Source organism: uncultured Chryseobacterium sp. (assembly GCF_936933875.1).
Taxonomy (GTDB): domain Bacteria; phylum Bacteroidota; class Bacteroidia; order Flavobacteriales; family Weeksellaceae; genus CAKZIK01.
The window spans coordinates 1-13,240 of record NZ_CAKZIK010000079.1 but is presented as its reverse complement, the minus strand read 5'-3'; the positions used below and the strand labels follow the sequence as shown (position 1 = coordinate 13,240).

Below are 13,240 nucleotides of genomic sequence, written 5' to 3'. Positions count from 1 at the left end.
TTCTTAACTCAAAAATTTATAAAATAACCAACGAAGCAATGCATCCAAAAGCAACGTTCCAAAAGCAATCCAAAGGAAAATTCTGAAATATTCCGAATAATTGTACATTTTGGATGATTTTGTATCTGATTTCTCGAGTTGGTTAATCTCATTGTACACTTCCTCTAAACTTTGATTGGAGGTGGCCCTAAAATATTTTCCGCCCGTTGTTTGCGCAATTTCCCGCAAAACAGGTTCATCAATTTTCACCTCGACTTCATTAAAAACCAAGTCGCCAAAAATATCAATTTGTGTCGGCATTAAAGCATAACCATTGGTTCCAATTCCGATTGTATAAACTTTGATACCATTGCCTTTCGCCAATTCGGCAGCGGTTTGTGTAGGCATTGCGTTTTCGATGGTATTTACACCGTCGGTCATCAAAATGATAATTTTACTTTTCGCTTTGCTGTCTTTCAAATGGTTTACTGCAACAGAAAGTCCTTCTCCAATTGCAGTTCCGGGTTGAAGTTCAAGCGGATTGAGAACATTGAGTTCGTCTTCCATAACCTGATGATCCATCGTTACAGGAACTTTCGTTAACGCTTCTCCGGAATACGTTACCAAACCAATTCTGTCATTCGGACGTTGTTGCACGAAATTTTTCGCGATTTCTTTCAGTGCTGTTAAACGGTCGGGTTCCAAATCTTTTGCGAGCATACTCAAAGAAACATCAACTGCCATCATAATATCTACACCTTTAGTATCATCTCGGTCATCAGAGATCGTGAACGTTCTTGGTCTTGCCATTGCGATAATTAGCGCGGAAAGAATGATATATTTTGATATTTTCAGCAGGAACAGCACGAAAAGAATTCCACCGGAATCTTTCATGTTTTGCGTGGTAGGAACTTTTACGCCTTCTCTTTTCTTTTTGCTCAAATCCCTTAATATCAAAGGAATAAACAGCGCGAAAAGAAGTAAAAACCACGGACTGTAAAATTCGAAATTAAGGTCAAACATCTTTTCTCAGTTTTTCAAACTCCAAATCCTTAGAAGAGCGTTTAACAAAATTGCGAATGTCCTCGAAATCCTTCTCCATCATCGGTTGGTCCGGAAAAGTTTTGGCAAATTTCACCATATCGCCGCGCAGGAAAATATCTTCCACCACTTTTTCATTTTCCTGAGAAATCGTGTTGTTGTGCTTCATGATCGCAATTAAATCATCAGTGAGCAAAACATCGGCAGGAATATGATATTGTTTCGTGAGAAAACCTCTTGTAATATCGATTAATTCAACATAAAAAGAACGGAAATCGCCACCTTCAATGAACTTTTTCTTGCGAAGCTTATCCAATTCCTTCAAAGTTTGATTGGTGGCAACTACAGGTTCACTTTTGCGTTTTCTTCCATATTTGATAATTTGCCAAATAATGAAAATCAAAGCCAAAAGAATCAAAAGTCCGAGAATATACCATTTATAGAGCTCCCAATAATCTTTTACATCAAGCTTCACCTGTTTGTTCTGCATGATATCATTGATTTTATCTGCCTTTTGTGCAGTATTAACGACCTGTAATTCGTAAGGAACGGTTTTCAGAATTTGGTCTCCAACTTTAATTTCGAAAGCGGGAACGGTATATTTTCCTTCTTCAAAAACAGCAAATTCGATAACGCGTTCGTAAACGTCCATTTCTTTGCTGATGCTGTCTTTTATTTCTTCAAAATGAAAAGGGAGAAGTTCGTTTTTGGGAGCAGCCTGAACATCTTTTCCACCCAAATTATCAATGCGGATTTTGTAAACACCGGGTTCACCAAGTGCCAAAGTCTTTTTGTTCAGATTAGAATAAAGGGTTTGAGCTTGTAAAGCGACTCCAAAAACTAAAGTAAATATGTAAATAAATTTCTTCACTGGTCTAAAATTAAAAATCCTCTTCATTTATCTTTTCTGAAAGTACTGATACAGCGATTTCGAATAATCTTCGCCTGTATTGATATTTAAAAATCCGGCAGAAGAACCGTCGAAATCTTCCTGCAATTGTTGTACTTTTTTCTTTTGAGCTTCCGCAAAATTATATCTCCAACGAGCGTTTGATGTATTTGCCCAAACTTGTTTTCCGGTTTCAGCATCTCGCAAAAGCGTGTAACCAACATCGGGAATTTCGTTGTCTTTTTCGTCAAAAATTCTCATACCCAAAACCTGATGTTTTTTGGAAGCAATTTTCAAAATTTTCACGTCATAGCTGTCTTCAAAATCAGAAAACATAAAAACGAAAGATTTCTTTTTGAAAACGCTCATCATATATTCCAAAGCTGCATCCACTTTACTTTGAGCCGGAACATAATCTGCCGTTAAAATATGACTAATTATCGCCAAAATATGTTTTCTTCCTTTTGCAGGAGGAATGACTTTATACACTTTGTCGGCAAATAAAATTAAACCCACTTTATCGTTATTTCCCGCCGCTGAAAAGCCTAAACTTGCCGCGATTTCTGCTACAAATTCACGCTTCAACTGCGTTTTTGTTCCGTAATCCATTGAAGCTGAAATATCAACGAGCAACATCATTGTGAGTTCGCGTTCTTCTTCCATCACCTTTACGAAAGGTTCACGGAAACGGGCCGTCTTATTCCAATCTATTCTTCGGATTTCGTCGCCAAACTGATAAGGACGAACTTCCGAAAAAGTCATCCCCTGTCCTTTGAAAGCACTGTGATACTGCCCCATTAAAGTAGCCTCCGTCTTCTTGCGAGTACGGATCTCTATCTGCTTTACTTTTTTGACGATGTCTTTTATTTGCATAGTCGGTTCAGGGTTTATTTTGGATTTGACACGCGATAAATCGCGTCTCTACAAAACTCAATAACTCAATAACTCTCCAACTCATTTATGGTGCTTGAATTTTCGCTAAAATTCTGTTCACAATTTCGTCGGCAGTAATTTCTTCGGCTTCTGCTTCGAAACTTAAACCAATTCTGTGGCGAAGAACGTCTTTAGCAATTTCTTTCACATCTTCCGGAATAACAAATGCTCTGTTTTTTAGGAATGCTAAAGCTCTGGAAGCAATTGCAAGGTTAATGGAAGCTCTAGGAGAAGCTCCGAAACTGATGTAATTTTTCAGTTCATTTAAGCCATATTTTTCTGGGAATCTTGTTGCAAAAACCATATCGAGAATATATTTCTCAATTTTTTCATCCACATAAATTTGGTTGATGAGTTTTTTGGCTTCGGTAACGTTATCTAAAGTAATCACAGGTTTGATTTCTGGTTGATGTTGCGTTGCCACCATTTTCATGATTTTCCTTTCATCCTCCAATTCAGGATACGAAATTGTGCATTTCAGCATGAAACGGTCGCTTTGTGCTTCCGGTAAAAGGTAAGTTCCTTCCTGATCAATTGGGTTTTGGGTTGCCAAAACAAGGAAAGGTTTCGGAAGAGGCATGGTTTCATCACCAATCGTTACCTGTTTTTCCTGCATCGCTTCAAGCAAGGCCGACTGCACTTTCGATGGTGCACGGTTAATCTCATCCGCCAAAACAAAATTCGCAAAAATTGGTCCGCGTTTGATGGAGAAATCATTCTCTTTAATATTGTAAATCTGTGTTCCTACAACATCTGCAGGAAGCAAATCCGGGGTAAACTGGATTCTCGAAAATTCTCCATGTACAGCATCTGCCAACGTTTTGATGGCCAAAGTTTTTGCCAATCCGGGTACACCTTCCAAAAGAATATGTCCGTTTCCTAAAAGACCGATTAACAAACGGTCCACCATATATTCCTGCCCAATAATCGCCTTGTTAATCTCCTGCTTTAAAAGCGAAAAAAAGTAATTCTGTTCCTTTACTTTTTCTGTTAATTGTCTGATATCTTCGGCTTGATGTAGTTCTGACATAGGTTTGCTTAAATTTAATCTGTAAATTTCTAATAAATACGCTTGCCAATCAACACAATTAATGCCAATAATGCGTTAAAGTTTGTTAAAACGCGAAATGATGGATGATGGATGCTGGATGTTGAGCAACTATGAATAAATAGAACACCCTTCATCTTAAATCAAACACCCAACCTCTACACGCCAATATTCTTGTCATTCTCACTTAATTACCCTATTTTTGAAGCAAATTTTTGATAATGAACTATCATTTTCAGGCACACAGACAGGTGAGAAAAAATTTGCTGGAAATCCTGCAAAACACATCACATCAGGACTTGGTAACCATTCCGGACGGTTTCAACAATAATATCTACTGGAATATCGCGCACACCGTTGCTACACAGCAGTTGCTTTGCTATTATTTAAGCGGAAATCCTTTCAGAATTGACAAATACTGGATTGATACTTATAAAAAAGGAACATTACCTAATTTAAATGTTCAGCAAAGTGAAGTGGACGATTTGGCTTTTTTGCTGACTGAAACTTCTAAAATTTTGATGAAAGATTACGATGCAGATTTCTTTTCGGATTATACGCCTTACACAACGAGTTTTGGTTTGGATTTGAAAAGCATTCAGGATGCTATTATTTTCAACAACATGCACGAGAGTTTGCATTATGGTTATGCAATGGCGCAGAAAAGAGCTCTTTTGGGCGAAAAATATTAATTCAAAACCACAAAAGACACAAAAGAGTTAGGTTTTCGTTTCTTGGAAAAAGTCCGCCAAATAAAAAATCTGTAGATTTTTATTTTGTTCACTTTAAAAATCTAAATATTTTACTTCAATAAATCAGAACTTTTCTGCCTTTTGCTGTCAAAATAAAAAACAATGTTAGATAAAAAAGATGATTTCATTTTCGGTTTACGTCCGGTAATGGAAGCGATAGAAGCCGATAAAACCATTGACAAAATATTTCTGCAGAATGGTTTGCAGGGCGAAATTTATGCGGAGCTGAAAAAATTGTTGAGCAAACACGGCATTCGTCCTAACTACGTTCCTGTAGAGAAACTGAACCGTTTTACAAGAAAAAATCATCAGGGTGTTGTTGCCTTTATTTCCGATGTGCCTTTCCACAAAATTGAAGATGTTTTGCCACAGATTTTTGAACAGGGTAAAACGCCTTTCCTTTTGATTTTGGACCGATTAACTGATGTAAGAAATTTCGGAGCGATTTGCAGAACTGCAGAATGTGTGGGAATTGATGCCGTAATTATTCCTGAAAAAGGTGCATCTCCTATTAATTCGGATGCGATTAAAACTTCTGCGGGCGCGATTTACAATATTAAAATCTGCAAAGAAAAAAACTTAGCGCATGTTGTTGATTTTCTGCAACAAAGCGGTGTTCAGGTGTTTGCGGCGACTGAGAAGGCGCAGAAATTGATATACGATGTCGATTTTAAAGAACCCTGCGCGATTGTGATGGGGAATGAAGAAACCGGAATTTCTAAGGAAGTTATGCATCACGCAGACGAAAAAATAAAACTTCCCATAGAAGGAAAAACACAGAGTTTAAATGTTTCTGTTGCATGTGGAGCGATTTTATACGAAGCGATGAGACAAAAAATTCTTGTGAGCGAATGAGGTCAATTGTGAATGGTGATTGGTGAATTGTCAATTTTTAAAAGTTTAAAAATTTTGTAATATTTTGACAATTTTCGCGACTCAACTAAAATAAATTCAAAAAATAATTAATGAAAAAAATTACAGCGCTTGCGCTTTTATCAATAGCTCTTGTTTCATGTAAAAAAGAAACTCAAACCGTAACTAAAGTAGACCCAAAAACCGGAAAAACGATTACCGTTGAAGTTCCTGTAGAAGATTCTGCAAAAACTGCTGCAAAAGTGGCTGCAAATCCTGCAATCAAAGATTCTTTGGGCGTTTACAGACAAAGTTTCAAGCTTGAAAAAGGTAAAACGTATCCTTTGGTGACGTATCAAAGAGATGTTCAGAGCATAACAGCTCCAAACGGTCAATCTCAGAGCGGAACAAGTGAATCTACAGATGAAATGAGCTTCACTGTGAATAATTTTGATAAAGGAATTTATGATATTACGATTAATCTTTTAGGCAAAAGAAATTCACAGACTGCAAACGGTAAAACCATTACGATTGATACCAAACAGGCAGCTCCTGCAGACCAAAACCTGAAAATGATGTGGACGGTAAACAAGGCTTTAACCGGAAACAAACTTCAGATGAAAATGCAGGAAAACGGAAAAGTGCTTTCTATTACTGGTTTTGAACCAATTTATACAAAAGTTGCTTCTTCTGCCGGAAGTTTAATTAAAGATGCAACGCAGAAAAACGCTTTCCTGAAAAGTTTTAAAAGCAGTTTCAGCGAAGCAACAATCAAAGAGCAGTTCAGCAAAAACCTGATGGTTCTTCCTGCAACGGGTGCAAAAATTGGTCAGAAATGGACCGAATCTGAAAACGCAACTCCGGACGGAAAAGTAAAAATCACAACAACTTACGTTCTGAAAAGCGTTGCAAATGGCATCGCAAATGTTTCCGTAACCGGCGGAATTCCTTACAAATCTGAAAAAAGAAGTAAGGAAGGTGTTACCCACAGTTTAAGTTCTGAACTTTCTCAAAGCGGAAACGTTCAGCTTGACCAAAATACGGGATGGATTAAACATCAAAATATTTCGGTAAAAACTACCCAAACCGAAAGTATTTCGGACGGAAAACAAACGCAAAGCATGAAGAGCTCATCAACTTCTACTGTAATGGTAAATCCATCAGGAAAATAATTTAAGATGAAATATGTTTTAGAACTCATCCTTATTACTATCATCATATTCTTTGTCTGGAATATGATGAAAAGGATTTTCTTCACATCATTTTATAAATTTCCAAAGCAGGAAAATCCAAAGCCCGGTGAAAATTTTCAGCAAAAGAAAACTTCAGACGGTAGAAGGTCGGGATTAAATTGGGAAGCTGAAGACGCCGAGTTTGAAGAAGTAAAGGAAGAAGAAAAGATTAAGAAATAAATCATTGCCACGAATGCACGAAAATCATAATTTCGTGCATTCTTGTTAAAATTTTAGAAAAACATGTTGAAAAACAACAAAAATTTAGTGTACATCGTCGGAAGCATTATTTTGTTTGCCGTAATTGCTTTGCTGTATGTTAATCCTGTGATTTCCGGAAAAGCTTTAATTCAACCCGATATTGTACATTACAAAGGCGGCGCGAAAGAACTTTTGGATTTTCGCGCACAAAACGGAAAGGAAACGTATTGGAGTGATGCCATGTTCGGTGGAATGCCAACTTATCAGTCCGGAGCACAGTTTCGTGGCGATATCATCAAAAAAGTTGATGATGTGCTGAATTTCCTTCCAAAGCCGGCCAATTATTTATTTCTGTTGTTTTCAGGATTTTTCCTTTTGGGAATGGTGGCTGTTCGCAACTGGAAGTATGCACTTTTGGGTGCAACATTTTTTGGACTTTCGACCTATTTCTACATTATTATTTCCGCAGGACATAACGGAAAAGTTCATACGCTGGCTTATTTTGCGCCACTTTTAGCGGGAATTTTATTGGTTTATATGCGTAAAAAATACATTCTGGGGTTCATTGTCACTGCCCTTTTCATGGGACTTCAGATTGCAGCCAACCATCCACAAATGACGTATTACCTTTTTATCGCGTTAGGATTTTTATTCATTTCTGAATTAATTCGTACGATACAGGGAAAAACGGATTGGAAACATTTCCTAATTTCTTCAGGAATTTTGGCGTTGGCTTTCGGAATTGGTGTTGGAATGAATTCACAGAGAATTATGGCGAATGCCGAATTCGTGAAAGAAACAACCCGTGGAAAACAGATTTTGAACAACGAAAAACACACTGCCGAAAACTCGGGACTCGACAAAGAAAGCATTACCGCATGGAGCTACGGGAAACTGGAAACATTAAACCTTTTCATCCCAAGATTAATGGGAGGTGGTTCTCAGGAAGAAGGTTCTGATAAAATGATGGCGAGAGTGCAGGAATTGGTGCAGGAAAATGTTTCTTCGCAACAGGAAATGGATATGATTTCGAAAGGTTTTGGTTCTCTTTCGTACTGGGGAGACCAACCCGGAACTTCCGGTCCAGCTTACCAAGGAGCGATTGTTTGTTTCCTGGCATTACTAGGATTTTTCTTTGCCTGGAAAAAATACAGATACTGGATTTTAGGCGCTACTATTTTAACCATCATGTTAGCTTGGGGAAGCAATTTCGCGCCATTGACAGATTTCTTTATTGATTTTGTTCCGTTGTATAATAAATTCAGAGCGCCGTCTTCTATTTTGGTGGTTGCAGAATTACTGTTGCCTTTCATCGCCATTCTTGGCTTGTATCGTTTTTACAATGATGAAAAGTTGGAAGAAGAATACAAGCAAAAAATGATCACTTACGTTTCAGCAGGCGTTTTAGGGTTTTTATTGATTCTGATTGTTTTTGGAAAAGCAATTTTAGGATTTACTACAGCAACAGAAAGACAATATTTACCTCCATATTTATTGGATTATTTGGTCGGAGAAAGAAACTCGATGTTCAGAATTGATGCCATCAAAGCGTTCTTTTATGTTTTGATTACAGCAACGGTTTTATATTTGAGTCTGAAGAAAAAACTCTCTCAAAATATTGCTTTGATTATTATTGGAGTGGTAAGTCTTTTCGATTTGTGGAGTGTGAACAAACGATATCTAAACGATGGAAATTTCGTTGATAAAACTTTTGCCAACAATCCTTTCATCACCGAAAATTCGGAATTCCTTTCCGGAAAAGCTGCTGAAAATCCATACATTCAGGGATTGCTTTCTCAGGCAAATGTGAACAAAGTTTTGGAGCAGATTTCCGAAAAAGACAAAACACACTACCGAATTTACAACCAACCTTTGGGAACGTTCAGCGAGACCAATACATCTTATTTTAAATCTTCGATTGGAGGTTATTCTGCAGCGAAACTTAGAAGATACGATGATGTTATCAACGAATATTTCATGAAAATGGATACTGTAAAAGTTCCAAGAATTCTGAATTTACTGAACACGAAATACATGATTTTCGGTAATACTGAAAGTCCACAAGCTGTTGCAAATCCGGATTCTAACGGAAATGCATGGTTTGTCTCTGATGTAAAATTTGTGAACACCCCAAATGAAGAAATCAAACAAATCGGTGAAATTGATTCCAAGAAAACCGCCGTTGTCTTAGCCGAAGACAAAAAATATTTCGACGGAAAACAAATAGCTGCGGATTCTACAGCGACCATTAATTTAACAAAATATCAGGCCAACGAACTGGAATTTAAAACACAAAGCAAAACACCACAGTTAGCTGTTTTCTCGGAAATTTATTATCCAAAAGGCTGGAAAATGTTTGTTGATGGCAAAGAAGTTCCGTACATCAAAGCTGATTACTTGCTTCGTGCAGTACATGTTCCTGCCGGAAATTATAACGTGAAAATGGTTTTCGAACCGGAGGTGATTACAAAAGGAAAAATATTTTCTTTAACTGCTTTTGGACTGTTTTTGTTGCTTTCGGCAGCAGGGATATTTTTCTTAAACCGCAAAAGAAACAAAAGAGTTAATGCTGAAATTTAGTGCTTCAAAAGTTTGAAAAAGCGATATGGTTACACAAAAATATATTACTGACCTTACTTATAGAATTAATGGCGCTTGCATTGAAGTACACAAAATTCTTGGCGCAGGATTAGCTGAATCAGTGTATCACAAAGCTTTGGAAAAAGAATTTCAAATTCGTGAAATACCTTTTAAATCTGAATTTCAAATTCCTGTTTTTTATAAAGACCTGTCTTTGGATTGCGATTTCAAATGTGATTTCTTTATTGAAGACCTAATTGTTCTGGAAATAAAATCTGTTTCGCAAATTTCAGATATTCATAAAGCTCAAGTTTTGAATTATATGAATTTATTGCAAGTTCCAAAAGGAATTCTTGTGAACTTTAATGTTAATAATTTGTATAATGATGGACATCAAACATTCATTAATAAATATTTTAGTCAGTTTCCCTAAATAAAAAATTAGCAACTTTCGAACTGAACTTTTGCAAACTAAAAAACACAATAAGCAGGTCACAAAGTCTTTTGCAACTTTTGTGGTTTTAAAAATTTTGCAGCTTAAATGAAACAACCAAAAAAAATACTCATCATTTCTTATTACTGGCCTCCTGCAGGAGGACCAGGAGTTCAGCGTTGGTTAAAATTTGTAAAATATTTGCCGGAATTTGGCTGGCAACCAACTATTTTTATACCCGAAAATCCCAGTTATCCGATTGTGGATGAAACATTGGAGAAGGATGTTTCTAAAGATTTGGACATTATACGAACCAAAATTTGGGAACCCTACCAAATTGCAGAAAAATTTGGGAAAGACAATAAAAAATTCAAAGCAGGACAGTTTGATGTTGGTAAAAATCAATCCTGGAAAGCGAAGCTCTCGATTTGGGTTCGTGGTAATTTTTTCATTCCGGATGCGCGGGTTTTTTGGGTAAAACCTTCGATAAAATTCCTTACAAAATACTTAAAGGAAAATCATTTTGATGCTTTTATAACAACAGGGCCACCTCATTCTTTACATTTGATTGGACTGGGCTTGAAAAAGGAATTCTCCAATTTGAAATGGATTGCCGATTTCCGTGACCCCTGGACTGAAATTTCTTACTACCAGCATCTGAAACTTACAAAAAATTCCGATAAAAAACACCGCGACCTTGAAGAACAGGTTTTCAAAACTGCGGATATTACTTTGGCGACAAGTTTTACTGATGCCGAAAATTTCAGAAAAAAAGGAGCGAATGCTTTTTGCATAACCAATGGGTTTGATGAAGATGCTTCGACTTCGCTTGGCATGGCAAATAAAGATAGTTCGAATCCCTTCAACTCCACAACTAAATTTACGCTAAGTTATATCGGTGTTTTGGAACAACTGAGAAATCCAGAAATTTTGTGGAATGTTTTGAATGAACTATTGGAAGAAAATCCAGATTTTAAAAATGAGTTTGAACTGAAATTTGTCGGTAGAACTGATGATAAAATCAACAACGACTTTAAAAACATGGAGCTGAGAAATTCGGTTATTAACTTAGGTTACCTGAGTCACTCCGAAGCCAATAAAGCAATGCAAAATTCTGATTTATTGTTGATTACGAATTTTCCTAATGAATCTTCAAAAGGAATTATTCCTGGGAAAATTTTTGAATATCTACAAACCGGAAATCAGATTCTTTCATTTGGTCCAAAAGATAGCGATGTTCAGAAAATTTTGGATGACACGAAAGCCGGAAAACATTTTTCTTATGATGAATCTACTGCCGTTAAAGATTATATTTTAGAAAAATATTTGGATTGGAAATCGGGAAAATCGTCTATAAATATCCAAAATATTGAGCAGTTTTCGCGCAGAAATCTAACGAAGAAATTAGCAGAGATTTTGTAAAAGTTCTCACAGATCTGTACAGATTAAAAGTATTCACAAAAAATATCGGGCAAAAACCCGATTTCAATATTTTATATGATTGAAAATTGACAATTCACCATTGACAATTGACCATTAAAGCCAACCTTGTTCCCGCATCCAATCGTCGTTGTACACTTTTGCAACGTAACGCGAACCATGATCGTGCAAAAGAACGACAATCACATCGTCTTTTGTGAACTGGTCTTTCATCTGAACCAAAGCCGAAATAGCGCTTCCTGCAGAATAACCACAGAAAATCCCCTCTTCTTTCGCCAGTTTTCTTGCGTAAATCGCACCGTCTTTATCCGTTACTTTTTCGAAATGATCGATAACAGACATATCGTAATTTTCCGGTAGAATATCTTCACCAATACCTTCTGTGATATAGGTGTAAGCATTTTCCATATGGATTTCACCGGTTTCGTGAATTTCTTTCAAAATAGAACCGTAAGTATCAACACCGATAATTTTTACATCCGGATTTTTTTCTTTGAAAAATGTTCCGCAGCCTGTAATTGTTCCGCCTGTTCCGGCTCCAACAACGAAATGCGTTAATTTTCCTTCCGTTTGTTCCCAAATTTCCGGTGCTGTAGATTCGTAATGCGCAGTTCTGTTGGATAAATTGTCATATTGGTTAACATACCATCCGTTTTCAGTTTCTTTCGCCAATCTTTTGGATACTGAATAATAAGAACGTGGATCTGTTGGTTTCACATCTGTAGGACAAACAATAACTTCCGCACCTACTGCACGCAAAATATCGCATTTTTCTTTAGACTGTTTGGAGTTGGTAACGAAAATACATTTATATCCTTTTACGATTGCTGCTAATGCGAGTCCCATTCCTGTATTTCCGGAAGTTCCTTCGATGATGGTTCCACCCGGCTTTAAACGGCCATCTTTTTCAGCATCTTCAATCATTTTCAAAGCCATTCTGTCTTTTACAGAATTTCCGGGGTTGAAGGTTTCTACCTTCGCCAAAACCAGCGCAGGAAAGTCTTCTCCCAAAACTTTATTGAGTTTTACCAAAGGAGTATTTCCGATGGTTTCGAGGATATTTTCAGCGTATTTCATATTTACAGAATTCGTAAAATAAATTTAAAAATTTATGAATCCGCAAATATACACTTTAAATTTTAGTCGTACTTAATGGCTTTTACCGGAGAAATCTTACTGATGAGAAGGCTTGGAAGCAATAATGAAAGTGCTGCAACCAAAAGAATTCCCAAAGATATCATCAAAATATAAACCGGGTTTAAATCGACCGGAACTTCGCTTACGTAATAATTTTCCGGATTCAGTTTAATAATTCCAAAAAACTTTTGAAGCAACAGAAAACCAAGACCAATAACGTTTCCAATAATCAATCCCGGAATCATAATCATCAAAGTATAATTGATGAAAATGGTTCGGATTTGTCCGTTGGAAGCGCCTAAAGTTTTGAGCATTCCGATAGAATTGGTTCTTTCGATAATGAGAATCAGAAGAACCATTACAATGTTGATGATGACTACCACCAACATAATCGTAATAATTAAGGCAATATTGGTATCGAAAATATTAATCCAATCCACAATTTGCGGAAACTGGTCAGTTACCTTTTCACCGTAATTTTTGTAGCCAATCAGTTTTTCAATTTTAGGAAAAGCGGTATTAATATCATCTGTATCTTTTAAGAAAACTTCTAAACCACCAATTTGATCGCGTTCAATTCCCAAAATTTTTCGGGCATGATTAATACCTCCAATAATGTACAAATCGTCGATCATTTTGATGTCGGTTTTGTAAATTCCAACAATTTTAAATTTTCTGTAAAGCGGTTGCTGTCCTTCTTTTGAGAAAATCGCCACAACGCTG

General features: G+C 36.6%; 13 protein-coding genes. 7 read left to right on the top strand and 6 right to left on the bottom strand.

Annotated features, from left to right (window positions below):
• Window positions 1–3: 3 nt before the first annotated feature.
• From Q0252_RS11075 to Q0252_RS11060, 4 genes are all read right to left on the bottom strand, one after another.
• The gene (locus Q0252_RS11075; RefSeq protein ID WP_297986266.1) at window positions 4–1,002 is read right to left on the bottom strand and encodes a VWA domain-containing protein; all 999 of its coding nucleotides are present in this window, start codon (window positions 1,000–1,002) and stop codon (window positions 4–6) included.
• Window positions 995–1,891 (bottom strand): BatD family protein, encoded by an 897-nt coding sequence (locus Q0252_RS11070; RefSeq protein ID WP_297986264.1) that lies wholly within the window; start codon window positions 1,889–1,891, stop codon window positions 995–997. Before Q0252_RS11070 ends, Q0252_RS11075 begins: the two co-directional genes overlap by 8 nt.
• 27 nt (window positions 1,892–1,918) lie before the next feature.
• Entirely contained in the window at window positions 1,919–2,782 is an 864-nt protein-coding gene (locus tag Q0252_RS11065; protein ID WP_297986263.1) for a DUF58 domain-containing protein, read from the bottom strand.
• 85 nt (window positions 2,783–2,867) lie between these two features.
• Window positions 2,868–3,872: a MoxR family ATPase gene (locus tag Q0252_RS11060; protein ID WP_297986261.1), complete on the bottom strand. Its 1,005-nt coding sequence runs from the start codon at window positions 3,870–3,872 to the stop codon at window positions 2,868–2,870.
• Between the two features lie 239 nt (window positions 3,873–4,111).
• Here Q0252_RS11060 and Q0252_RS11055 point away from each other — a divergent pair, with 239 nt between their 5' ends.
• The 7 genes from Q0252_RS11055 (at window position 4,112) to Q0252_RS11025 (ending at window position 11,362) form a co-directional block, all read left to right on the top strand.
• Entirely contained in the window at window positions 4,112–4,582 is a 471-nt protein-coding gene (locus Q0252_RS11055) for a DinB family protein (protein ID WP_297986259.1), read from the top strand.
• Window positions 4,583–4,744: 162 nt separating this feature from the next.
• Window positions 4,745–5,497 (top strand): 23S rRNA (guanosine(2251)-2'-O)-methyltransferase RlmB, encoded by a 753-nt coding sequence (rlmB, locus tag Q0252_RS11050; RefSeq protein ID WP_297986256.1) that lies wholly within the window; start codon window positions 4,745–4,747, stop codon window positions 5,495–5,497.
• Window positions 5,498–5,607: 110 nt separating this feature from the next.
• Window positions 5,608–6,666, top strand: coding sequence for a DUF6263 family protein (locus Q0252_RS11045; protein ID WP_297986254.1), 1,059 nt, complete (start codon window positions 5,608–5,610; stop codon window positions 6,664–6,666).
• A 6-nt stretch (window positions 6,667–6,672) separates the two neighbouring features.
• Window positions 6,673–6,906: a hypothetical protein gene (locus Q0252_RS11040; RefSeq protein WP_297986253.1), complete on the top strand. Its 234-nt coding sequence runs from the start codon at window positions 6,673–6,675 to the stop codon at window positions 6,904–6,906.
• 63 nt (window positions 6,907–6,969) lie between these two features.
• A complete protein-coding gene (locus Q0252_RS11035) occupies window positions 6,970–9,507 on the top strand; it encodes a YfhO family protein (protein WP_297986252.1) in 2,538 nt (845 codons plus the stop codon).
• Between the two features lie 25 nt (window positions 9,508–9,532).
• The gene (locus tag Q0252_RS11030; RefSeq protein WP_297986250.1) at window positions 9,533–9,940 is read left to right on the top strand and encodes a GxxExxY protein; all 408 of its coding nucleotides are present in this window, start codon (window positions 9,533–9,535) and stop codon (window positions 9,938–9,940) included.
• A 108-nt stretch (window positions 9,941–10,048) separates the two neighbouring features.
• Complete coding sequence (locus Q0252_RS11025) at window positions 10,049–11,362, top strand: glycosyl transferase family 1 (RefSeq protein ID WP_297986249.1); 1,314 nt, start codon at window positions 10,049–10,051, stop codon at window positions 11,360–11,362.
• Between the two features lie 114 nt (window positions 11,363–11,476).
• On the opposite strand, the gene Q0252_RS11020 is transcribed toward Q0252_RS11025, so the two are convergent.
• Entirely contained in the window at window positions 11,477–12,457 is a 981-nt protein-coding gene (locus Q0252_RS11020) for a PLP-dependent cysteine synthase family protein (RefSeq protein ID WP_297986247.1), read from the bottom strand.
• A 62-nt stretch (window positions 12,458–12,519) separates the two neighbouring features.
• On the bottom strand, window positions 12,520–13,240 hold a 721-nt coding region (locus tag Q0252_RS11015), incomplete at its 5' end, for an FtsX-like permease family protein (RefSeq protein WP_297986245.1).